Source organism: Microcoleus sp. Pol17C6, assembly GCF_036701145.1.
Taxonomy (GTDB): domain Bacteria; phylum Cyanobacteriota; class Cyanobacteriia; order Cyanobacteriales; family Microcoleaceae; genus Microcoleus.
In genome coordinates this window covers 19,183-44,158 of sequence record NZ_JAUBQH010000010.1, presented here as the reverse complement: position 1 = coordinate 44,158, position 24,976 = coordinate 19,183, and the positions used below count along the sequence as shown (strand labels likewise).

Sequence of the window (24,976 nt, the reverse complement as noted above, 5' to 3'; positions counted from 1 at the left end):
CTGACGCACCCTACTAATACAGGACTAAGATTAAATTCCTTAATTCGATCGCCAGTTTCATTTTAACACAGCCTCATGCTGTGAAATTTGCAGTCAAAACTCCGATCGTTGACTGTCGATCGATATTTGCAAGGACACGGCAGTGCCGTATCCCTACCGAAAACTCTAATTAATGAAATTTTTAAGCTTGTAGTTGGGATTCAGAGTCTGCCGGCGCTGAAGCGCAACTACAAACCTCGATTAGGCGGGAACTTGGATTTTTTCGGTGCCGGCAAGTTCAAAGGCTGCGTGAATTGCTTTCAAAGCAGTTACTCCTTGTCCTTCATCCACAACGCAGCTAATTTTAATCTCGGAAGTGGCAATCATTTGAATGTTGATTTGCTGGCGGGAAAGCGCTTCAAACATCTTTGCCGCTACTCCCGGATGCGCTACCATCCCGGAACCGACAACGCTAACTTTGGCTATTTGTGTATCGACTGCTACTTCGCCCCATCCAAATTCGGGCGCGGCTTTTTCGAGGGCTTTTTTAGCAGCTTCGGCGTCAATTTGTGCTACGGTAAATGCAATGTCGCGAGTTAATATGCCGTCAATATTGTGACAGCGCTGCGATTGAATGATTGTATCTACGCTGATATTTTCCTCGGCTAAAAGTCCGAACAGTTTTGCTGCTACTCCGGGGCGATCGGGCAATTGGCGAATTGCTAGACGCGCTTGATTGAGATCCAACGCAACGGCGCGGACTGCAGGCGGTTTGTGAGAGGATGAACGCAGCCCAATAGGGGAGTTGGCAACATCAAATGTTTTGCAGAGTTCGGCAACGGCCCGATCGCAATCTTCGGCATCGATCGCACAACTAACTTTAACCTCGGATGTAGAAATCATTTGAATGTTAATTCCCGCATCCGCTAAAGTCTTAAACATCTGCGCCGCTACCCTCGGACGACCGATCATTCCCGCACCCGCAATGCTAACTTTAGCTATTGGCCGCTCTTCTGCTTTCACTTCCGGTTCTCCCAATTCGGGGCGAGAATTCTTGCCGAGGGCGGGGATAATAGCATCTGCAACGGCGGCGGCTTGTTGCAGAGATTTTCGCGTCACTGTGAAGGCAATATCGTTAGTATTTCCTTCATGAATTGACTGAATAATTAAGTCTACATCGAGGTTTTGCTGCGCGATCGCACCAAACAACCGCGCTGCTACGCCAGGGCGATCGGGCAAACGCAGCAGCGACACCCCCGCCTGATCTAAGTCAAATTCCACCGCATCCACCGCTTTTGCGAGCTCCAAGCCCTCCAAAGGTCGAGGTTGCGGGGGTGGGGACACTACCCGCGTACCGGGGGCGTCACTCCAGCTAGAAAGCACTACCAGCGGCACGCCGTAATTCTTGGCAATTTCTACAGCGCGCGGGTGGAGGACTTTTGCGCCCAAACTCGCCAATTCCAGCATTTCGTCGCAGGTGATTTCGTCCATCAATTGGGCGTCGGCAACCAAGCGCGGATCTGTAGTCAGAATTCCGGGCACGTCAGTATAAATTTCGCATCTGTCGGCCCGCAGCGCTGCAGCGAGGGCAACTGCTGTCGTGTCGGAACCGCCGCGGCCCAAGGTGGTAATTTCCAATTCTCCGGCATCGGCGATACCTTGGAAACCCGCAACCACAACGACTTTACCGCTTTTTAACTGGCTTTCAAGCCGATTTGGGTCAATTCGCAAAATCCGGGCGCGGGTGTGGGCGGCTTCGGTGACAATGCCGACTTGGGCGCCGGTGAGGGAAATTGCGGGCTGTCCCATTTCCTGCAATGCCATGCTCAAAAGTGCGATCGAGACTTGTTCCCCAGTGGAAAGCAACATATCCATTTCCCGCTTGTTGGGATTTGCGGAAATTTCCTTGGCGAGTTTAACTAAACCGTCGGTGGTTTTGCCCATCGCTGAAAGTACGACAACGAGAGAGTTGCCGAGCTGTGCTGTTTTTACAACTCGTCTGGCTACCTCCAAAATGCGATCGACTGTACCAACCGAGGTTCCGCCATATTTCTGAACAATTAGTGCCATAGGACTTACACAAAAAGTGATGCAATACTTAAGTTAATATACGCAAATTTTTGATAATAACCGATGAATGTTTATATCGTTTCTGAGGAGGCTGCTAGGCGATCGGGTTTTTACAGCACATGATATTCCTAGGGACACGGCATTGCCCTGTCCCTACCGGAATCTGCGACTTATGCGAATTTAGATTGTTGATTGAAGAATTGAAGAATTGCGAATGACTTATGAAGAACCCAACCCCGATAATCATCAGTCATCCCCAATCTAAAATCTAAAATCGAATTACCGTCCTTCTAACTGTCGCAAACGCGCTTCTAAAGCTTGAATTCGCAACTCAGCTTCTATGCGCCTTTCTCGTTCTCGTTCTGCCACTAATTCGGCTTGTTCCGCCCGTTCCTCGGCCGTTGGCAGCAAATTCCCCTCAGCATCCCACCAGCGCAGCCAAGGCAGTTCTACGCCCTGATAAACCCCTTGCCAAATGCCTAATTCCACTCCTATTTGTGCGATCGCGTAATGTCCGCGCTCATTTGGTGCAACTAACTCGAACCGATCTTCTACCAAATGATACACTTCAACTTGTGCCTTTTTGACTTCATAAATGCCGTAAAAAGCAGGTCGAATTATCCGCTCGTAAATCCAGAATTTGCCCTGGCGAGGAGTCCTATCTCTTTCTTCACTGCCATCACCAGAAACAAATTCAAGTACAATCCGAGGCGGCATTAATTCCTGCCACATGACATAGGAGCGGCGAAGATTGCCGTCAAGAGTTGGCGGCACGTCGGGCACGTAAAACCAATCAGGTGCTTCGGCTCCTCTTTCTGGCGGTTCCGGGGGCCGGGGCACTCGCCAGTAAATACCGGAATCTTGACCGATGCAGTATTGTCCGTCGGGATGAATTTGGTCTAAAATGGGTCGAATTGATGTTGTTAACAGGATGCTTTGAGGATGTTCTTGGAAGTTTTTTACAAAAGTACCGTCGGAGTCTGGTAATTGAGTGTGGTCAGGGAAATCTGTTGCTATAATTTCTGGTTTTTCGGTGACACTCATGTTGACCTCTTGAACGTTTAAAAATTATATTTATAATTATTGGTTTATAGATTAATAATGATATTATATCATTGGAAACCTTCGGTTGCTCTATAGAAAATTTTCAGAAATATGAGTAAGTACAAGTTAATTATTTTTGACTTCGACGGCACTTTGGCAATTACTCACAAAGCTATTGTATTGTGCTTTACCAAAACTTTTGAAAGTTTCAATGTTACCCCGCCTGCGGCTGATATTATTATAGGTACGATCGGCATCAATTTACCAAATACTTTTAAAATCCTCCATCCGGCGATCGCGGAAAGCGCAATTCCCGAATGGGTTGAAACTTACCGCTCTTATTATCGGACGGAAGGTGAAAAGCAGGTAGATTTATTTAGCGGGACAAAGCAAGTCTTGCAGTTGGCGCGTAAGTCGGGATTGAGCCTGGGAGTTTTTAGCAACAAACACGTTAGTTTTGTTAATTCGTTACTGCAAAAATTGAAAATTCACAGTTTTTTTGATTTAATTTTAGGTGACAACGGAGAAATAATTATGAAACCCAGCCCAGCGGTTTTTAACTCGATTATTAAACCGCTGTTCCCGGAGTTGGATAACAGTCAAATTTTAATGGTTGGCGATACGGCGATTGATTTGCTATTTGCTAAAAATGCTGGGATAGATGTTTGTTGGGCGGCTTACGGATATGGCGATCGCGATCAGTGTCTCGCCCTAGAACCGAATTTCGCTATCGACGATATTTCAGAACTTGCTGTGTTCGTTCAACATTAATTTTTACTGGTTTTTTATTAGTCTCTTTTGAATCGTTTAAATCCTAGGTTTTTTATTAAAAATATTTCAATAGAGACTCATGGTATCTGATTTTGGTTCAATAAAAAAAATAAGTGCGCGAATTTGTAAGCTACCTAAACCCTGCCAAGTAAACCATACTAAAGATAGAGTGATCCCAAGAACAGCTATTATAAATTAACAAGTAGGATTCCTTTGAAGGTAGAAGGCACAAGGCAGAAGCAAAGAGAAAAAAACGAGGGAAGCCAGATTTTTTTTAGGTAGAATTTACCGCCCAAATTCTGCATAATAGCCTTCTAACTTCTGCCTGTGGAAAACAGGCAATTCTGTTAAAGTCTAGGGTGTGCTGCCAGTCGGGATCTACAATAAACTCAATTTATAGAAACTCATGCAGATAGATATAAGCATTCCTTCTGAAACGCTATCGCCGACTCGTACTGGCGGCACACCGAATTTAATAGAAGAAGTATTTCGCCTGTACGATCGCGCCCTGGCAGCTACCAGCAACGGCATCGCGATCGCGGACGCGACCCAGCCGGACAGGCCTATAGTCTACTGCAACGGGGCTTTCGAGCGGATTACAGGGTACAATCGCAGCGAAATAATCGGGCAGAACTGCCGCTTCCTGCAAGGCCCGGATACCGATGGCGCTGCCGTCGATCAAATCCGCGTGGCCCTGAAAGAACAGCATGACTGCAAAGTAGTTCTGAAAAACTACCGCAAAGACGGCACCGCCTTCTGGAACGAACTCACCATCTCCCCGGTGCGCGACAGCAGCGGGCTCGTTACCCACTTCATCGGCGTCCAATCTGATATCACCGATCGTAAACAAGCAGAAGAAGCCCTCAAACAAGCCGAGGCCAAATACCGCAGCATCTTTGAAAACGCCACCGAAGGCATATTTCAAACCGCCCCAGACGGGCGCTACCTCAGCGCCAACCAGGCACTCGCCCGAATGTACGGCTACGATTCCCCCTCAGAACTGATCGCAAAATGTTCGGCAAAAAACCTTTACGCCGATCGCACCCGCCGCGCTTCCTTCATGGCAGAAATCAGCAAAAACGGCTCCCTGAAAGAGTTTGAGTCCTGCGTCCGCCGCAAAGACGGCAGCACTACCTGGATCTCGGAAAACGTGCGCGAAGTCCGCGACGAAGATGGCGAGCTCCTTTACTACGAAGGAACCGTCGCCGAAATAGCCGATCGCAAACAAGCTGAAGCAGCCCTGCGAAATCAAGAATACTGGTTAAAAACCGCGATTAACGCCGTGCCCGACGCGATCAACCTCACAGACAGCGAGGGGCGCTGGCTGATTGCCAACGACTGCGCCCTCCAACTTTTGGGCTGGGAAACCTCAGACTACCAGGGCAAAACTACTGCCGAACTCGCTGCCGCCGCCGATCCGAGAGTCAGAGAAATCCTGCTAACTTGGCAGGAAACCGACGAAACCACCTGGCAAGCAGGCACTCTTACCTCCAGCCGCGAAATTGTTTCCTTGCCCACAGGCGGCAGCAATTTGTTTGAAGTGCGGAAAGTGCCGCTGTTCAACCCCGACGGTTCGCGCAAAGGTTTGGCAGTGGCGGGGCGGGACATCACGCAGGAAGTGGCAGCGGATGCAGCTTTGCGCGACAGCGAACAGCGGTTTCGGGCAATTTTTGAACGCGCTGCGATCGGCATGGTAGTCGCTACCCTCGAAGGTGTTGCGATCGCCACTAATCCGGCATTTCAAGCTATGCTGGGGAGCTCGGAAGCTCAACTGCGGGGTGTCTGCCTCGATGACTGCGCGCACCCGGAAGACGCAGAAGTTTCGCGCCAGTTGCGCCAAGAGTTGGCCGCGGGCTCCCGCGAAGCTTATCAAATCGAGAAGCGCTACCTCCGCCAAGACGGCAGCATCAGGTGGGGACGCCTCAGCGCCTCTGTCATCGACAGCAGTCAGGGAACGCCACAGTTTATTTTGCAAATGGTAGAGGATATTACCGATCGCAAACAAGCCGAGTCAGCTTTGTTTCAAAATGAGGCTAAGTGGCGATCGCTAATTCTCAACAGTTCCGACATCATTACTATTCTCGACGCCCGCGGTCGCATTGTTTACGAAAGCCCTTCTGTAGAAAGAGTTTTAGGCTACGAACCAGATGAACTCGCCGGTCAAATTGCTCTCGATTTTATCCACCCTGACGACCTGCCCTCGGTGATTTCCGACGGCGAAAAACTGATGGCAAATCCAGGCGATCCGATCGCCGTAGAAGGCCGGTTCCGGCGCGCTGACGGTTCTTGGTGTTTTCTCGAAGGTGTCGGCATTAACTTGCTAGCAGACCCCGCTGTGAAAGGAATTGTGATCAACTCCCGCGACATGACGGCGCGCAGGCAAGCAGAGTACCGCCTCAGCAAAATCAACGAGTGCTTTTTGGGATTCACCACCGACGCCGCTGAGAACATCCAGCGGCTGACATCCTTAGCCGGCGAGCTTTTAGGGGGAAGCTGCGCCATCTACAGCCGTTTAGGTGGCGGACTGCTGGAAGCGCTCGCGACTTGGCAAGCGCCGCCGGACTACCCGCTGGTCGATCGCGCCGAGGGCCGCATCTGCACCGACGTATGCAGCAAAGGAAGCGATCGGGCTGTTGCCATTCCTGACTTGCAGAACACGATCTACGCCCAAACCGATCCCGCTGTCATCCGCTACCAACTGCAAAGCTATCTGGGGCAAGCAGTGCGGCTGGGCGACGATTACGTGGGTGCGGTGTGCGTTGTCTACACCGAGTCGATCGCGCCCACAGAAGCCGACTGCAAGCTGATCGGAATTATTGCCGGGGCGATCGGAGTTGAGGAAGAACGGGCCGCCGCCGCCGATCGCGATCGACAAAAATCCCAAGAACTGGAAACAGCTTTGAGTGACTTGCAGCAAACTCAAATGCAGTTAGTACAAACCGAAAAAATGTCTTCCCTCGGACAGGTGCTAGCAGGAATTGCCCACGAAATTAACAACCCAGTGGGCTTTGTCGCAGGCAACCTCTGCCACGTCCGAGGCTACGTTCTAGACTTATTAGAAATCGTGCAAGTGTATCGAGAAGAGTACCCGAATCCCCCAGCCACACTTCAGCAACAAGCCGATGATATAGACTTAGAATTTCTAGCAGAAGACCTGCCCAAGTTGCTCAATTCGATGCAGACCGGGTGCGAGCGCATTGTAGAAATCATTCAAACTCTTCGCAATTTCTCGCGGGCAGACGAAGCTAAAATCAAGACTGCCGACATTCACGAAGGTTTAGAAAGTACCTTGTTAATGTTGAACACCCGACTGAAAGCCAAAGCCAACTGGCAGGGCATTAAAGTGATCAAAGAATACGGAGAACTGCCGCAAATAAACTGTCATCCCGGACTGTTAAATCAGGTATTTATGAATGTATTGGCAAATGCGATCGACGCCTTAGAAGAAAGCAGCAACCAAGCCAAAGACACCGGAAATTCTATCTTTCCTACTATTACCATTAAAACTGAAACGATTGATGACAAGAGCATTTTAATTCGGATCAAAGATAACGGTCTGGGCATTCCGGAAGATCAGATCGTGCGTTTGTTTGACCCGTTTTTTACCACAAAACCAGTAGGTAAAGGCACAGGTTTGGGTTTATCAATTTCGCACCAAATTGTCGTTGAAAAACACAGCGGCAAATTGCAGTGCTTCTCAGAACCCGGTAAAGGCACTGAATTTATCATCGAAATTCCAATTCGTTGACATCAGGACGAAGCTAATCAGGACATCATGTCAATTCCGGTTGCACCGTCCGTGATTGTTGACTGTTGGCTGTTAACTGTCAGTCGAAAAACTGAATGATGGTTGAGTGTTGAGTGTTAACTCGATTTTACGCCCGACGATGAAGCGCGGATTTGATATCATGTCCATTAATTATGTCCGCATTCGGCTTAAAAACCCCCTTGATTTCTTAGTCCCTCTCAGCTAGGAACGAAAGTTTTTGTAATAGCGATGTCAATCGCCGAGTCTGATCAAGGGGTTTTTAACGCGGATTTGGTATCAGTGGTTTGACACCCTACTAAGAGCGCGGTAATGTGCTCCAGGCGCACCCTAGATAATGTGGTAAGGTGCTCCAGGCGCGCCCTAAATATAGCAGTTTTAAACTGAGTCAGGTACTATGCAGTCAGCACCCCATTACCCATTACCCATGTGTACCTCACTCAACTGAAAAATACTATAATTAGGTTCAAGTAAGTCCTAATGTAGTTAAAAACTAAACTGCGTCCGCAAATTGCCCACAAAAATTGTCGGGTTGTTATCGAAATTATTGGCATTGCCGATCGCATAAAATGCCGGCACAATCGAAATATGGTCGGTGAGAGGCAAATAATAAGTTGCCTCAATTTCGTACTGCGTGCCGCCATTCCCTCCGCCCGAAACCAGAAACCTCCGGCCGCCAGTAAAGTCAAAAGGTACTAAATACGACACCGTAAGCAAAGCTCCTTCTTTGAACAAATCGGGAAATGCAAGTCCTAACTGATAAGATTGATTTTTGATCGTGCCGTCGGGTCGGTCAGTCTTGGGAAATATATTGGTTTCCGCGTAGCCGTAGCGGCCGAAAAGACCAAAGCGGCGACTGACTGACCAATCGAAATTGAAACTATAAGTATTCGCAGTCGCATTCCCCAGCCGACCGCCGAAACCGTCATCTGCCACACCGTTTAACGGCTTGCTGTTAGGAGATCCAATTAAGCCGCCGATTTGCTGGATGTTGGAACGGCTGTACAAAAAGCGCAAATTAGTCCGATCGCTCGGACTGAATGTTAATTCTGCTGTAGTCGTATTTGTCCCACCAAACAAGCCTTGAGACGGATTGGAAGCGGAATTAAACACGGAACTGGGCAAAAATTCCGTACTCTCGCCCAAATAGCCAAAACGCAGTTTCAATGCGCGGCCGATATCCCACAAAACCAAAGCACCGGCACCGCGTCGGGTAGCGCTTAACAAAGGGCTGTTGTTAGAATTAAAGCTGCTCGCACCGTCTACGAAAAAGTTAAACTTATTGTTGTCAAAGTAGCGGTAAAAATTAATCCTCGGCCCGACTACTACTTGGAAGCGGTTGCTAAGCGGGAACCGATAGGAAAGTTCTCGCAGGGTAACTTCATTGGGATTCACCCCAGCAGTCTGGTCGAGAAAAGGAGTGCCAAAGGTATTGAACAGGCCTGTTGAAGTATACTGATTGGCTGGGGAATTGCCGTTACCTACAGCTAGCTGTGTAATCAATTCGTCTTTCCCTGTAAAGGAAGTAGTGAGGGTCAACCAAACTAACTGGCTGAAAGTGATTTCTGGGTCGTCCACTCTCTGCACAATGGGTCTGTTGGTGACAGGATCGCGTCCGGCTACTCGATCGAGCGGAGCAGCATTTCCATTTGTTGCTTCAACTCGGACTCGCTCGCCCGCAAAAGCTCCAGTCAGGTTAAACCAAGCAAATCCGTTGAGTTTAGTAGTAGTTGAAAATTGGTTGGCTTCTAATTCGGCAGTGCGGGCTTCTAAAGCATCGACTCGACCGCGCAAAGTAGCTAATTCTGCGGCAAATTCTTCTTGCAATCTTTGCAAAGCAAGTAAATCTTCTCGCTTGACTAAATTCCCAGTAGAACCGCCAAGTTGTTTGGTAATTTGGTCTAAGCAAGCGTTTAATCCGGCGGCAAATTCATAGCGAGTCATTGCCCGATTGCCTCGGAATGTGCCGTCTGGATATCCCGCAATGCAGCCGTATCTTTCTACTAGGGATTGTAAGGCTTGAAAAGCCCAATCTGTGGGGCGCACGTCGGACAGTTGGGAAACAGAAGTGACTTGTGCTGCGTCTTCTTGTATGCTGAGGTCATCAGCGGTGCCCGTCTCGCTGCTGATGTCGGCAACTTTGCTGGCTTCAGCCACTTGTTGAGACTGAGGAGAGTTTGCAATTTCTAACTCCTGGGGGGGTAATTCGCGAATTGCCCCCGTTATTTCTGGGGCTGTTGTTGCACGATCGACTGTTGCTATATCTGTTTGGGGTAAAGCGCGATTCACCCATGCTGCATCTGTTTGGGGTAAAGCGCGATTCACCCATGCTGCATCTGTTTCGGGTAAAGCGCTATTCACCCATGCTGCATCTGTGTCGGGTAAAGGGCGATCGACTGTGGCTGCATCTGTTTCGGGTAAACTGCGATCGACTGCTGCATCTGTTTCGGGTAAAGCGCTATTCACCCATGCTGCATCTGTGTCGGGTAAAGGGCGATCGACTGCTGATTTAGTCTCTGCGGTGCTCGCCGCTAACGGCGGTATCTCAATCTTAACTGCTGCCAGCGCTGCCTCTGGGGTAGCCGTAGAGACGGCACTCGCTTCTAGCGCAACTTCTGGAGTTGAGGTATCCTGAATTTGAGCTGTTGCGGAGATCGGCGCCAAAGGCACTGCAGCACCCGAAATCAAGAAAGACAGCCAAAAAGCTTTAACGGAGGTTGCATTATTCACCATAAAACTCACACCACTTATTGAAAATTAAATCTGGCCAATGTTAACCGATAAGCTTGCTTATAAATGTAGTTGGTTTAACAAATTCTTATAAATAGTTAAAATTATTTTAGGAAGCGAGCAATTCCCAATCACTAATGACTGAAGACTACTGACTCCTGACTAATTCCCCAAATGAAGTTTTTATTAGTTACAGATTTAGACAACACGCTAGTCGGAGATGACGAAGCAACTCAAGTTTTCAACCAGCGCTTGCAATCACAGCGAGCGCAAATTTGTTTGGTTTACGCTACCGGGCGTTCTTATGCTTCAACTTGCGAATTAATTGCCCAAAAGCAACTGCTAGCACCCGACTATTTTATCGCAGGTGTAGGTAGCGAAATTTACCAAGACGGAATCCTCGATTTAGATTGGGCGGAATATCTTTCTCAAGACTGGGATAAAATGGCGATCTCCTCTTTAGCTCAGCAGTTTTCCCAGCTTAAACCCCAATCCCTAAAAGAACAAAATCCTTGGAAAATCAGTTATAGTCTGGAACCAGCAGGAGAAAATAGCTCGACTGTCCAGGCTTTGCAGCAAAAGTTAACTGAATCGGGACTGCCAGCTCAAATCATTTTTAGCAGTAATAGTAATGTAGATATTTTACCGCAAACTAGCAATAAAGGCAATGCCCTTTTTTATTTACAAAAGCGCCTACAAATTCCATCTGAGGCAACATTAGTTTGCGGTGATTCTGGCAATGATATCAGTATGTTTGAACAGGCTGTCCGGGGAGTAATCGTTGCTAATGCTCTGTCAGAACTCTTAGAATGGCATCGCGAATGTGGCACTGAAAATCATTATTTAGCAGGTTCTGCTTGCGCTTGGGGAATCATGGAAGGAATGGCATATTTTTGGAAATTTTGATTGCCAAAAAAGCGGTTTGGTTTGTAGTCAGCAGTTAAGTTCTCATACAAATCAGAGGACTGAAGTCCTTAGTACAAACCCACCTCAAGCACCCCAAGTCCTGCAAACCGTTAAAATCTGTTCAGGAATATCAACCGCGTATCGATCGAACCTGCGAGTTGCGATACCATCAGCGTGTACTGCTTTATCAAACCTAATCGAACTTAACTTTAGTTACCTCAAGCGAGTTGAAGTTTATTTCCTAGCCTGTTGGGCGGAACGTAGTGGAGGGAGTCGGCTATCCCAAGATAAGTCGCCTATTCCTCGATCGCCAAAGGTTCTATAGTTAAGTGTAGCGCCTAAACCTAAATTACTCTCTCTATAAAAACTTATCTTTCTAGATGAACAAGATGTAGGTTGAGTCAACTATTTGCCCCTTTAGTTCAGTTCGCGAACGCACCGCCACATGGAACAAAATACTTTACCTGTAGAGGTGATTCTCTCTCACCCCCGCCAATATTTAGGTAGCATTCGGCTGGATTGGACGCCACAACCGGGGAACTATCTAGATTTAGAGGGACAAACCTACGCTGTCTTGGAACGCCACCACCGCTATCAACTCAAATCCGGCCGCTACCGACTGCAAAAAATTGCCCTGTACGTGCAGTCGGCCACACCGCCGACGGAAAGAAGTTTTGTAAGCGGGATCTGGGTTATCGGAGATGCTAGCTGTCGCTTTAATGCTCGATCGGAAATTCTGCGCTGTGCTGTCAATCCCAATGGCCCGTGCAACTGCTGCTGCGATTACCAACAGTCTTGAACCATCGAGTCAGTACACAATTCCACCTCGCCCCACCGAGATGGCCGAGAATCTCGGCGTCTCGCTCATTTACCAGAAACTATCACAACCAACTAGCAACTCTGGAATCGAATTTAACTTCTTCAGGCAGGGGGTAATCTATCTTCTGATAGCTGTGCAGCACGTCGCGAATGCCAGTATGAATCAAATTTTCTATGTGCAGCAACTGCTCTGAAGAACAGCGAACCTGAACTGTTTGGTTTGACACAGACTCACCGGAGTCGATCGCAGTATATCTATTAGGAACTCGGCTGAGCACATAAGCAATTAAATCCTGTCGCAATCCCGAAGGCGAAAAAGCTTGTTGGTATGGGTGCTTCGGATAAGACTCCAAGATAATTTCTACTTCCTCTGTTACTACAGCTAAGGTAATATTGACAAGATTTTTCTGCATTTTCCCTGTCCCCAAACACTCGTTAACTAATATTTTTGTGCCCGTTCTCGATATCGTCTGATTTCTCATGAATTTTAACCGGCTAATACCGCCAATCGTTCTTCGGTCATCACCAGCTCAAACTCTGAACTTACCTCTTCTATAACCCGCAGCACGTAGCAGGGAATCTTGTCCGATAAAATAGCACTTGCCACCGTACCCGTGTGAATTTCTAAGACTGCTTCAGCAGCAGCTTCAAACATCAGTCGCTGTCCCGGAAACAGCACTCTTTCAAAGTACCAATTAGGAATGTTCCCAATCCGAACCACCTGAACTAGGTTGGTAACATTTGCGTAATAGCACAGAATCTGTTTGTTACCTTTATAAGATAGCTGATCAGACATTAAAAAAATCTCCACACTCTTTCAAAAACTTACTGAGACTTGGCTTTGCCTGTTAGTGGCAATTGCGAGTTTGACTCTTTATCAAACGACCGACTTATTTTTGGGGTGTTATTCGAGAGCAAATCACATCTTCAGTTATTAATTTTTGTAGCATTGAGTTATCCTGCCAACACTTAGAGGTCTGGCGCAGAAACTCCGTTTTTCCCGGTTAAAAAACCCGGTTTTTTTGGTATGCAGGGCCTAGATCCTGACTTATTGAGGTTGGTTGTACTGTAGCAGCAGTTAATTGAAAGTTCCGTCACTTTCCCGAACTCTCCTGACAACAGATTTACTCTTTGACAGCGGAATGGTGCTGAGAGTGCGATCGACCTTAAGATCAAGAGCTTGGAGTAAACTTTATCTAAAAAATATGAGGAAATTATGAAGACCATCATTTTTTTTGATAAATATACTTTTGCCGAAGCAGGGATTACAACAGTTAGGCAAAAACCTGGTTTTTTAGCCAAAAACTTAGCTCCATCTGTGCTCCTGGGTTAAAAAACCCGGTTTCTCAGGGAACTCTGCGTAAATCTTGGGTTAGCAGGCTGAAACCGGGTTTTTCACCCAAAAACTTCGCTGCATCTGTGATTACGGGTAAAAAAAAAACCGTTCTTGATGCCAGTGGGCGTAACCTCTGGAGGAGTTATTCTGCCTGTAAATACGGTGATAGCCGATCAGCTTTGGAGGTAACAAAAAACCCCGACTCCCTGAGATCATCTCTAGAACTTATAGGGAATCAGAGTTTAAATTAACCAATCACCGATCCATCTCAAAGCTAAATCAAAAAAATGAGGAAATTATGAAAATAGCCGGAAAAACTAGAACTTTCCTGAACGCATCAACCCGGTTTAATAACGTAATTGCGTGATTTTCGGAATAATCAAGAGAACCAGAAAGCGGATTTTCGATCGTCATCCGGCTTTAATGCCCTTGATTCTGCCGTCGGGGTGGGCCGACTTTGTTGGTCTAGTAGCGGTTTCAAATGCCGAGTTTGATATGCTATCTGCGATCGCCTTTTACCCCAGTTTAAAGCAACGGTTCCCAACCCAGAATGTCCGCCACTTGCTGTGCCAAACTCAAAGGATCGAAAGGCTTGGCAATCACCCCCGCTACCCCCAAATCAGCAAATTCGCTCAAATCCATCGCCTGCACCTTAGCCGTCAGGAAAATCACCGGAATCCCCCGAGTAGTCGCATTGTTTTGCAGCAAACCAAACAGAGTAAGTCCGTCCATATCCGGCATCATCACATCTAGCAGAATAGCGTCAGGGAGTTGAGTTTCAGCTAAAAGCAATCCTTGGCTGCCGTCGGGGGCGCTTAGTACAATCCAGCCGCCTAAATGTTCCAGACAGGCCTGAATCACGCTGCAGAGGTTTTTTTCATCATCGATGACCAGAATGCGCTTTGCTGACATAATTAAAACTCAAATTTTAAATTAATCATGGTAAACCGAAAAAGGACTTACGCACGCTGCCTCATCAACCGGGTTTCTGGAAAGATATAGCCAAAGGAAGAAGCAATAAAATTAAGAGTTTCAGCACTTAAAAACGTCCTAATCGTCGGGCGCGGTTGATATATTTTGCCGCTCACCTACTTAAACCCTGAACTGAAAAATCGACCTATCAGCCTCCCAAAATCATTCTACCCGCGTGGGTTCCCAGGAACTTGAGCTTTCGCGAGATATTATCAAAGCAATCTCAAACCTCCAAACTTTTTCCCCCTTCGCCTTCCAACGGTGCAGGCACTGTGAAATAGAAACTGCAGCCTTGTGAGACAACACTTTCGACCCAAATTCTGCCCCCATGCTGCTGTACTATGCTGCGACAGATAGCCAAACCCAAACCCGTACCTCCTTTTTGGCGGGAGTCAGAAGCATCGACCTGTTGAAACCGTCCAAAGATAGTTTCTAGTTTATCGGCAGGAATCCCCCGCCCTCGATCTTTGACTTCAAATAAAACCCGTGAAGCGTAGCTATCCCGTAGGGAATCGCCCAAATCTTCCACCCTGACAGTTACTGTACTCCCTGGATCGGAGAATTTAATCGCATTGCTCAACAAATTTACCAGCAGTTGAACGATTCTGTCGGGGTCAGCCCAAATTTGGGCTGTTTCGGGCAAAATCGACAAATCAATGTTATTTTCAGCAGCCAAAGAAAGTACAGCTTCTGCAGACTTCCGCATCAAAACCTGGGCATCGCACCACTGCTTGACGAGGATAACTTGGCTCGAATCGAGCCGCTCTAAGTCGAGAATATCGTTTACCAAACGCACTAACCGTTCGGTATCGCTGGAAGCGATTTCTAACATCTGTTTGGCAGTTTCCGGTTTACTTTTCAGTACCCCAGCCGCCAGCAAACCTAAAGAACCGCGAATGGAAGCAAGCGGCGTTCGCAGTTCGTGGCTGACAATCGAAATAAACTCATTTTTCATTTTTTCAATTGCCCGACTTTCTGTGATATCTGTGACTGTGCCGACGTGACCAATTAGTTGAGATCTGTCGGAAAAAATCGGAGCTGTTTTAAGCCGACAAAACCGGATGGTTCCGTCTCGCTGGATGTGGCGGAATTCGCAGGAAAATTCCCCATCTAGCGATTGCGATTGGGACCACTTAGACAGAATTAGTTTGAGGTCTTCGCGGTGAACAAAGCGCATCCAGCCGTTTCCTAAAGCGGCTGCCTGTGTGAAGTGGCCAATTGCTTGACAGCGAGGATTTGTATAAGTACATTTCCCCTCAGTATCGATTTTGAAAATGCCGACGGGGGAACTCTCGCTCAGAGAGCGAAATAAAGCTTCGCTTTCCCGGAGTTCTGCTTGAGAGCTTTCTAGTTCTCTGGTTCGCTGCAAAACTCGCATTTCTAACCGTTCGTTGAGCTGTTGGAGGGCGGCTTCAGCAAGTTTGCGATCGCTAATATCGCGGTGTACTGATACCCAGTGGGTAAACTCACCATTTTGGTCAGCTATGGGCACAATGCTCATTTCTACCCAAAATTCAGTCCCGTCTTTGCGGTAATTGATCGAGTCAACCCGCGCCGGCTGCCAGGTTTCTAAAGCTGTCCGAATTTGATCGAGACTGGCGCGGTCTGTTTTTTGTCCTTGCAAAATGCGTGGCGTTTTGCCCACAACTTCTTCTAGCGTATAGCCGGTCATCCGCGTGAAAGCTGGGTTGACATAAATAATTCGCGGGCCCGGTTCCTCAATCGGTTCAGCTTCGGTAATTAACACGGCGTCGTTAGTGGTGGTGACTGCTGATTCCAACAGGCGCAACTGTAATTCTCTAGCTTTGCGATCGGTAATTTCTGTAACTGTCCCCACCATCCGCACTGCATCGCCTGCTTCATTGTAAAAAAACTTACCTTTCCCCTCAATCCAGTGAATGCTGCCGTCGGGCCAAACCACGCGGTATTCGTGATAGTAATCTGATCGCTGGGCGATTACCTGATTTATAGCATTCTGAATACTGTTTAAATCTTCTGGGTGAACGCAAGCTACAAACATTTGATAAGTTCCGGCAAAAGTCCCCGGAGCCAACCCAAATAGCTCTTCGTGTTCCCTCGACCAAACAATGCGATTTTTCTGCAAGTCCCAGTCCCAAAATCCGATTTTGGTAGCGGACAAAGCTAAGCTGAGCTGCTGATTGGTTTTCCGCAACTCCATGCTAGTAATCGCCACTCGAAGTTCTCGGGCTATTTCGATTTCGCATAGCTGCCAAGGCAAAGATTTTAACCTCACAGTTTCTTGCCACAACTCAAAGGAATTGCGAGGAGAAATCCCTCGGCTGTCATCCGGCGGTTGAAATTCTATTTGCCCGTCGGGTTGACCAGCCCAGTTGACAGTTTGAATTGCTTCGGAACGGAACCACAAAATGTAATAATTGTGCATTTCGGACAGGGCAAGTACCAGCAAACCGCTAGCAACTTCTTTGTATTTCTCGGATGGTGGATAGAGTTTCGAGAGAGAATCTGTATGGTAAACATCATTATTTATTTGAGTTTTGAGCCAAGCAATTAAGTTTTTACTTTCTACCAAGTCCGGCGTTTGACCGATGGTTGTTAAATCTTCATTGGCACACACAACTCCACCGGTAGCGCCCACTAATGCTAGCAATTCATCTTGGGATTTCAGTAAACCTTCGACAAAGCTGTGTGATTGAGAGATATTGGCGACAAGTTTATGGCAAATTTCTTTTAAATAAACTGCATATTCCCGGTCTTCGCTATCTTGTTTGTAGGTAATTTCTAGATTCACAAACTTGGCGAGCAGTTCGCAAGCAGTTCTTGTTTCGTAGTTGACATACTTTCGTGTTGGGTGGTGACAGGCGATCAATCCCCAGAGTTTTCGATCTTTGATTAATGTCAATGTCATGCTAGCGCCAACGTTCATATTTTTGAGATATTGAGCATGGCAAGGCGCAACTGTTCTCAACAAAGAGCAGCCCAGATCGAGGGGGCGATCGGTTAGAGGATTGCAGTGAGGAATTAGTTCGACAGGCTGACAGTTAACATCGGGAATAAACCGAATTAAATTCATGCTGAACAGGTTTCTGGCCTGGGGGGGAATATCGCCAGCCGGATAGTGCAGTCCCAATAAAGGAGCCAAACTTTCTACTTTGTCTTCGGCGACAACTTCCCCCGCACCGGTGGCATCAAATTTATAGACGATCGCCCGATCGAAACCGATCATCCTCCGCACTTCTTCCACTGCTGTCTGACACAGCACTTGCAGGTTTGGTGTTTTGTGGATTTTGTCGATCGGCTCTTGGACTAAATTATAACAATTGAAAGAATCGCTCGTTTTTGGGGAAATAACCGGCTCTAGTTCAACAATTAATGTTGAATTTGATTGATGCAGCGTTCCCTCAAAAAAAGACTTGCAGTCTTGACTTTTGAATGATAATCTGATACCGTTACGTTGTTTATCGTTTTCAAATAAAGCTTTTTCAATAGCCTCAATTTCCTCAGTCTCGACAAATTCCTCTAAAGAATTCTCCAAAAGTTGTTCGGGGTAAAGGCCCATGGCCTCAAAAGTATTGTTGCTAACTTGCAAAATTTTCAACGCCGGAGATTCCAGCACCAAAAGGATGCCGTGAGGTTGAATCGAACCGGGGGCGTAAATCAGCTCGCAGTCGCTGTGATTGAGAGTGCCTGTGTCTGAGGGCAATACCATTGCTTTCATCTAATTAATACTTCTCTAAATTAGCCTGTGTTCTCGATCGGCGGGCAAGCATCAATCAACAGCACCGCGTCGGATTCACACAATCTAACAATCCCAAGTCTTGGCTAAGGCTTCCTGATTTGTTTCGGACACGCACTGCATATTTGCTCCTAGTTATCCCATAAAAAAAAAGAATACAACTGTAGGTACGTGATCGAAAGCCATATCTTATCAGTCATTCCCAGTTCTTCAATTCTTTAATTCTTTAATTTTTTAAATCTAAAATGGGATTAGCGCTGTGCCTGAGCCAGTCTGTTTCTGAGTTGAGTCCGCTCCAAACGATTCAGGAGGCGAGCAATTAATTCCGGTTTCACGATCGGCTTGTTCACGTAGTCGTCAGCACCTGCGACAAACATTTGGCGCACGGTTTCCGATTCGGAATGAGCTGTCAAAAATAGCACGGGGAGCTTGCTCCAGCGCAAATCGTTGCGAACTGCCAAACACAGCTCGATACCGCTGTAACCGGGCATCTCCACATCTAAAATTAGCAAATCCGGACAAGTTGTTTCGAGTACCTCCCAGAACTTTTCGGGATCGTCCAATGTTGTTACTTGAAATCCCCAAGGTTGTAGAATCACTTGCAGTGCAGCCAATAGATGCACGTCATCGTCTACCACCATAACTTTAGCTTCAGCAGGGCCAGTCTGGTCGAGTAGTTGGGCGACTGCTTTGAGTATATCTGCTGGGGGGATAGATTTGTGTAAAAAGCCCGAAGCTCCCAAACGAGCAACTTCTATTCGATCGCTCAATTGATTGTGCCCGCTAAAAACCATCACCGGAATTTCTGGCTTTTCACTGCGGAGTTCGGCTAGGAGAGAAAGTCCGTTTTCCTGAGATCGGGAAAATGTCAAATCAAGCAAAATCGCGTCGGGAGGCTGTTGAGAAATTGCATTTCTTGCCGCTTGCGGAGAGTTGGCGATTTCTATCTGGAAGTCGGAACCGGATGCTACTGTTTTCAGTTGCTCGCTCCCAAAAGTATCATCATCAACAATCAGCATTCGGCGCTTTTGGGAAACCGCAGGAACCAAATCGCCTTCTGGTTCGGCCGACGGGCGATCGAATATCTGTTTGAGCTGATGCAGTAATCCCTCAATCTGCTGAGCCGTATCCGGTTTCCAGATGTTTTCAGTTTTGAACAAATGTTCTATCTGGCGCGCAACTTCTGAACCTTTTGGCAGCCCTAGAGTTCCCAAAGAACCAACTAATTTGTGAGCTTGGGCTTGGGCTTCCTGGCGCACTTCGCCCTCCAAGCTTCCGTTTTTCAGTTGAGCGATCGCGCGATCGAATATCGCCACCTTTTCTATAAAATTAGCTTTTAAATTTCCCCGCATTTGGGCAATCGCATTCAAGACTTTGAGACGGCGCTCGTCTTTGTTTAATTCCTGGATCGACCCGCTGGATTCAGTAGATAAAGTCTCTTGAGTTTTAGCAGTTTCTGCCGTTTCCTGCCCAACTTGTTGGCTCTCAATCTCCTCCGGCAGACTTTTGAGCCGATAGCCCAATCCGTAAACGGTTTCCACTAAATCTACAGTCATCCCGGCTGCTTTCAGCTTCTGCCGCAGCCCCTTGATGTGAGCGGTAACGGCTTCTTCTTGAGGAAATTCGCCGGCCGACCAAATGCGATCGAGGATGGCGCTGCGACTGAAAATGCGCCGAGGATTTCTCAGGAAAAGTTCTAGCAAATTGTACTCTTTGGGAGTCAAGTGCAGGACTTTTTCGGCATAAGTTACTTCCGTAGTGTCCGGGTTGACTTGCAGTTTTTCCCAGGTCAAATTTGTACTCGACAAAGTTGCCTTACCCCGGCGCAGCAAAGCCCGAATTCGAGCGATTAATTCTTCGAGATTAAAGGGTTTGACCACATAATCGTCTGCACCCGCCTCTAAACCTTGGACTCGATCGTTGCTGCTATCTAGCGCTGTCAGCAGTAAAATCGGCATTTGGCAGCCGGACGATCGCAATTTTCGACACAAACTAATGCCGTCGAGTTTAGGAATCAGCACATCCAAAACAATCAGGTCGTAATCGTATGCCTGCACCAAATGCAACGCTGTTTCACCGTCTGCTGCCGCATTCACATTGTAATTGTGAGAGTTCAGCGCTTGAGTCAGCAAACTGACTGTAACTGTGTCATCTTCTACCAGCAGGATTTTCATAAACGTCACCTGTCCTTCCAACTATTTTTGGAACTTTTTATCGGTTCTTGGGGCTAATTAAATAGCCTTTTTACAACTGAATTTAAAAATTTCCTACCTTCAGTATAACAAATAGTATTCTGGAAATAGAATAATTGTAAATTATTATTTTTATTTTATTTGTTTGCCTCTCGAAATATTTCATTATATTTGGGCTGGGATTTTATGGCTTTTTGGACTTCAGCGCCTGCTGAATCTTTTGAATCAGATATTGCGAGGAATCTTGATGTTTAACTAAGTCTTCCAACTCGGAAACCGTGACTTCGGCTTGTTCACTCTCTCGAACTAAAGAATCAGCGGTAACACTTTTTATGATTCCCAAAGGTTCTTGGATAGCGGTCAATGAATTGAATTTTTTTTCCGCTATTAATTCTTCTAACTCTAACAGGGCCATTTCTGCGCGATCGATCTTGATCGTCACGGATTTAGCCACATTAGCACCTGCTCTTGCTGCCTCCGTGAGTTCGTGAACTCGAAGTTTAAACCGGCTGGCAATTTGCTCCATTTGAGTCCCCAATTCAAAAGTTTTACTTGCCAGCCTGCCAATTTCTAGACTCACTTTGCTCAGACCGCTGGGCTGACTTCCCATTTGATTGGTAACTACAGCCACCTGTACTGCTAAATGCCTGACTTGTTCGATCGCCTCCCGGATGGTTCGGGAAGTGCGGTTAACCGTTTCTAAATCATTAGCTATGGCTTTGCCCACGCCCAAAATTTTATCTGTATTGTTGCAAATAGAATTAGCACCTTGAAAAGTAGCTTGAAATGCTTGGCGACCTTCCGAAGAAATCAGTTTCGCAATCCTCACAAATCGCTGATTCATTTGAGCAATTTCTTCAGCTTGTTTGATAAGAGCCACTTGCTGGGAACTAGGATTGGCATAGGACTTTTCTGTTTGACGTTGGTGGATTTTTAAAAGCTCATTACATTCGTGAACCTTAGCCTGTTCTTGTTGAAGTAGCGCCAAATACTTGTGTCTTTCTACTCGGTATTTTTGAATAACTTTGTTAGCTTGCGCTAAAAGTTTTGACTGGGCAATCACCAGAGTATGAACGTCCAAAAGGTGGTGGCTCTGGTCTTCTCTTACCACAATAATCGGTTCATAAACCAAGTCTTTGTGCCTGTTGAAAGACGCTTGCACGGCATCGTCAACTTTCCAGTTTGCCGAAAGCAGCAAAGGCGGAATTCTAATAAAATCTAACAAGGCTCGAATCGGGTGTGACCCGTAAAGTTCTACGCGATCGGGAAAACTCATTTGCTCTCGAAATTTGACGCGAGAAATCATGCCCAATACCTGTGATTCATGGGTAATAATGACTCCCGGCAGCTCGGGTTCTTGCTCAAATCTTTCAGCCACTACCTGTCCTAGAGTTGCAGCGCTCACTTGGAAGTCGTGACACGGCAGATGTCCGATCGTGAAATCGGGGGTGAGTTGAGTTGGATTGCTCATTTACCCGGATAGTGTTAAGTACAAGTTAACAAATTATATATTAATATTATACTGGAATAAGATTGTTGAAAGTAGTCAACGACCCAGCACGGAAGTGACTGGGCTTCGCGCCTAAAACTTCATTTTCAGTTGACCAGCCTGACAGTAATGACACCAAGCGGATACGTAGCTAGTCCCCTGTTCTGTCGTTAAGGGTTAAACATTTTTATTTGGGTTAAGGACGTGCCATTAGCCGAATCAGCTCAGAAAACAAAGGCGCGTGCTAACTTCACCCCAGCAATGGGAGTGGAATTGCTTAGTTTCAATCAACAACCCGGTTCACAAACACCACCAGAAGCGATCGATTATACAGCCGTATCCCTTCCCCCCGTTTCCTCCTACCGCTTTCGCGCTCGTAAAGCGCTGAAGCGGGGGTCACTCGCCCAGAAGAAAGAGGACAACTATAGGGAGAAATTAGCTCTCTGGCTCCGGGGCCTTCTATTACCTACTTTCTGACTTTGGATCGGCCGCGCCTGCTGTTCCCCAGGTTCCGTCCTCACAACAGGGGAATTCATATTTTGTTCTTTAAAACAACCGGGAAAATATCTAGATTGAAACCAAAAACCTTAAATCGGACTTTGCCACTAGCAACCTTTGAGGCTGCTTACCAGTTGTTACAGCAAATGGCTGAAATCCCAGGGGCGATTTGGCTGACCGACGATGCGATCGCTGATTATCAAAATCTGGACAATTCGTCGGAAAGGTTTGCAGCAGTGGTATCAGAGCATTTTAGCGCGCTGCTGCGGGGCAATCTATTAGATGAGTTCGCAACAAACGGAAACAAGCACAGCGAACAAAATCTCCATTCGCAATTGAATGTGCAGTTGACTTTCGACCCCGGGGCGATCGCCAATTTCCTGTCTCCCCTCGCAGACAAACTCGCAGAAATAACGGGCGAACCCTCGTGGAAAATTGACATTCGCGCCCTCAAACAAGCAATTAAAAATATACAGCCCAACTCGGCCGTTCTTCAAAGCGAATTCACCCTAAATTTGCTGGATATTCTCGCTGCCAATGCCAGCCAAAATAATCACCTGCCCCTACACAGCCAAACAGAAATAGAGGGAAAATCCGCGCCCAAAGTTATAGATCCAGAAACGCTACAAAGCCAGATTGCTGAAGCCGTCAATCAATTACAAATTGCCAGTCCCTGCATTTCATTTTGTCAGCCAGTAGAAGATGCTTTGCAGCAACAGCTTGAACAAGAGCGACTTTTGAATCAGGTCACAACTCAAATCCGCCAGACTCTGGAATTGCCTGTAATTTTGTCAAAAGCAGTCGAGCAAGTGCGAGAGTTTTTGGAGGTCGATCGCCTGTTAATTTATCAATTTGAAAAAGTTCCTGCGCCGCACAAGGGCGAGTTAGCTAAAGAAATACCGGCGGCGGTTTCTGGGTCTGGCGAAATCCCCGAAAATTCCGGGTCTTACTTGTATTTAGGTCGCGTTACCTACGAAGCTTTAGCCAATGATGGTATCTCGTCTGTACTAAATTTTAGTGAAGACGCGCAGTGTTTTACCAATGGAGTCATTGACCGAGAGAAATATCGCAAAGGTTTGGCTTTGTGCGTTGCGGATGTGGAAACAACTTACTCTTCGCACCCTTGTTTTTTAGAGTTGATGCGGCGGGCGAAGGTGCGGGCGAAGTTGCTAGTGCCGATCGTAGTTCAAGACGACTTGTGGGGGCTGCTAATTGCCCACCAGTGCACTTTTCGCGAGTGGGAAGAAAGCAAAAAAACATTTTTGCGACAAATAGCAGAACATTTGGCGATCGCCATTTACCAAGCCGAACTTTATGCACAAGTCCAGCAGCAAAAGCGCACCTCAGAACAGCGCGTAATAGAACGCACGCGAGAACTGCGCGATGCACTGGTTGCCGCCCAGTCTGCCAGCCTCGCCAAGAGCGAATTTTTGGCAGCTATGAGCCACGAATTGCGGACTCCTCTCACCTGCGTCATCGGCATTTCCGACACGCTACTGCGGTGGTCTTACGGCAAAGTTGGCAGTAAAGAAGTGCCAGTGCAAAAGCAGCGGCAGTACCTGCAAACTATCCGAGACAGTGGCGACCACTTATTAGAATTAATTAACGATATTTTAGATTTATCGCAAGTAGAAGCGGGAAAAGCAATATTAAAAATTAGTGAATTTTCACTTTCTAAATTAGCTTCTCAGAGCCTGCACGCCCTCAAAGAAAAAGCTGCGGCTAAAGGCGTGGAACTGCTGCAAGAACAGCGAATCAAACAAGAGTGCGATCGCTTCATCGCTGACCCCCGCCGCTTGAGACAAATTCTCTTCAATCTTTTAGGAAATGCGATTAAATTTACTCCCAAAGGCGGGCGAGTCATCCTGCGAGTTTGGGTGACCGAAGATAAAAATCGAACGCCGGCAGTGCGGCAGCCCGGTACTGCACCGGCAGGCAGCACCGCTGTTTTTCAAATCAAAGATACCGGCATTGGAATTCCCGAAAATCAGCGATCGCTTTTGTTTCAAAAATTCCAGCAGTTGGATTCCCCGTACCGCCGCGAATACGGCGGCACAGGTCTGGGATTGGCTTTAACTAAACAGTTAGTAGAGCTTCACGGCGGTGCGATCGAAGTCAGCTCTACAGTTGATGTCGGCTCTACTTTTACGGTTTTTATACCCATCCAAACTTTCAGCAAAGATGAATCCACAAAATTTACATATGAAAAATCGAATTCATCTTTACCGCTGCATTCTTCCTCGTGGGGCAGCCTCGTACTCGTCGAAGAAGATGAAGAAACTGCCATGCTGATTTGCGATATCCTGACAGCAGCAGGACTGCAAGTGGTGTGGATGATTGAAGGTTCGGCTGCCGTGGAACAAATTGAACTTTTGCAGCCGAATGCTGTGATTGTCGATATGCGTTTGCCCGGTATGAATGGCTGCGAAATAATTCACCAACTGCGCCAAAAACCCGCTACTGAAAATATCAAGATTCTAGCTTTAAGCGCTAATGAAATTCCGCCAGATCAGATATCTTTTGTGACGGCGGGAGCTAACGAGTGTTTGGCTAAACCGATTCACCCTGAGCAATTGCTGGACAAAATTATTTCTTTAATGGCCGGGATTGGTAATGGGTAATTGGGCATGGGGCATGGGGAATTGGGCATGGGGCATGGGGCATGGGGCATGGGGCATGGGGCATGGGG

At 47.0% G+C, this 24,976-nt stretch carries 14 protein-coding genes; 5 read left to right on the top strand and 9 right to left on the bottom strand.

Features of this window, described 5'->3' with window-relative positions:
- Nucleotides 1-240: 240 nt before the first annotated feature.
- Together QUA25_RS07575 and QUA25_RS07570 are read right to left on the bottom strand one after the other, a co-directional pair.
- Nucleotides 241-2,049, bottom strand: coding sequence for an aspartate kinase (locus tag QUA25_RS07575; protein ID WP_333036833.1), 1,809 nt, complete (start codon nt 2,047-2,049; stop codon nt 241-243).
- 279 nt (nt 2,050-2,328) lie between these two features.
- Complete coding sequence (locus tag QUA25_RS07570; protein ID WP_333036832.1) at nt 2,329-3,093, bottom strand: Uma2 family endonuclease; 765 nt, start codon at nt 3,091-3,093, stop codon at nt 2,329-2,331.
- A 111-nt stretch (nt 3,094-3,204) separates the two neighbouring features.
- Between QUA25_RS07570 and QUA25_RS07565 the strand changes: the two genes are divergently transcribed.
- The gene (locus tag QUA25_RS07565) at nt 3,205-3,864 is read left to right on the top strand and encodes an HAD family hydrolase (protein WP_333036830.1); all 660 of its coding nucleotides are present in this window, start codon (nt 3,205-3,207) and stop codon (nt 3,862-3,864) included.
- Between the two features lie 406 nt (nt 3,865-4,270).
- On the top strand, nt 4,271-7,612 hold the full coding sequence (locus tag QUA25_RS07560) for a PAS domain S-box protein (RefSeq protein ID WP_333036828.1): 3,342 nt from the start codon (nt 4,271-4,273) through the stop codon (nt 7,610-7,612).
- A gap of 504 nt (nt 7,613-8,116) precedes the next feature.
- On the opposite strand, the gene QUA25_RS07555 is transcribed toward QUA25_RS07560, so the two are convergent.
- Complete coding sequence (locus tag QUA25_RS07555; protein WP_333036827.1) at nt 8,117-10,363, bottom strand: iron uptake porin; 2,247 nt, start codon at nt 10,361-10,363, stop codon at nt 8,117-8,119.
- 171 nt (nt 10,364-10,534) lie between these two features.
- On the opposite strand from QUA25_RS07555, the gene QUA25_RS07550 reads away from it, so the two are divergent.
- Together QUA25_RS07550 and QUA25_RS07545 are read left to right on the top strand one after the other, a co-directional pair.
- On the top strand, nt 10,535-11,266 hold the full coding sequence (locus QUA25_RS07550; RefSeq protein WP_333036824.1) for a sucrose-phosphate phosphatase: 732 nt from the start codon (nt 10,535-10,537) through the stop codon (nt 11,264-11,266).
- A gap of 445 nt (nt 11,267-11,711) precedes the next feature.
- The gene (locus QUA25_RS07545) at nt 11,712-12,065 is read left to right on the top strand and encodes a DUF6464 family protein (protein ID WP_333036822.1); all 354 of its coding nucleotides are present in this window, start codon (nt 11,712-11,714) and stop codon (nt 12,063-12,065) included.
- 82 nt (nt 12,066-12,147) lie between these two features.
- Here the strand turns inward: QUA25_RS07545 and QUA25_RS07540 are convergent, their stop codons facing one another.
- The 6 genes from QUA25_RS07540 to QUA25_RS07515 all read right to left on the bottom strand — a co-directional run bounded on the left by QUA25_RS07540 (nt 12,148) and on the right by QUA25_RS07515 (nt 21,771).
- Entirely contained in the window at nt 12,148-12,498 is a 351-nt protein-coding gene (locus QUA25_RS07540; RefSeq protein WP_333036819.1) for a late competence development ComFB family protein, read from the bottom strand.
- 74 nt (nt 12,499-12,572) lie between these two features.
- A complete protein-coding gene (locus QUA25_RS07535; RefSeq protein ID WP_333036817.1) occupies nt 12,573-12,881 on the bottom strand; it encodes a DUF1830 domain-containing protein in 309 nt (102 codons plus the stop codon).
- A gap of 1,065 nt (nt 12,882-13,946) precedes the next feature.
- Nucleotides 13,947-14,333, bottom strand: coding sequence for a response regulator (locus QUA25_RS07530; protein WP_333036815.1), 387 nt, complete (start codon nt 14,331-14,333; stop codon nt 13,947-13,949).
- Between the two features lie 283 nt (nt 14,334-14,616).
- Nucleotides 14,617-18,090, bottom strand: a complete 3,474-nt coding sequence (locus QUA25_RS07525) for a PAS domain S-box protein (RefSeq protein WP_333036813.1) — start codon at nt 18,088-18,090, stop codon at nt 14,617-14,619.
- A gap of 269 nt (nt 18,091-18,359) precedes the next feature.
- Nucleotides 18,360-20,282 carry a response regulator gene (locus QUA25_RS07520; protein ID WP_333036811.1) on the bottom strand — a complete coding sequence of 641 codons (1,923 nt, stop codon included), beginning with the start codon at nt 20,280-20,282 and terminating at the stop codon, nt 18,360-18,362.
- 202 nt (nt 20,283-20,484) lie between these two features.
- Complete coding sequence (locus QUA25_RS07515; RefSeq protein WP_333036808.1) at nt 20,485-21,771, bottom strand: chemotaxis protein; 1,287 nt, start codon at nt 21,769-21,771, stop codon at nt 20,485-20,487.
- Nucleotides 21,772-22,361: 590 nt separating this feature from the next.
- On the opposite strand from QUA25_RS07515, the gene QUA25_RS07510 reads away from it, so the two are divergent.
- Nucleotides 22,362-24,908, top strand: coding sequence for an ATP-binding protein (locus QUA25_RS07510; RefSeq protein ID WP_333036806.1), 2,547 nt, complete (start codon nt 22,362-22,364; stop codon nt 24,906-24,908).
- Nucleotides 24,909-24,976 lie beyond the last annotated feature (68 nt).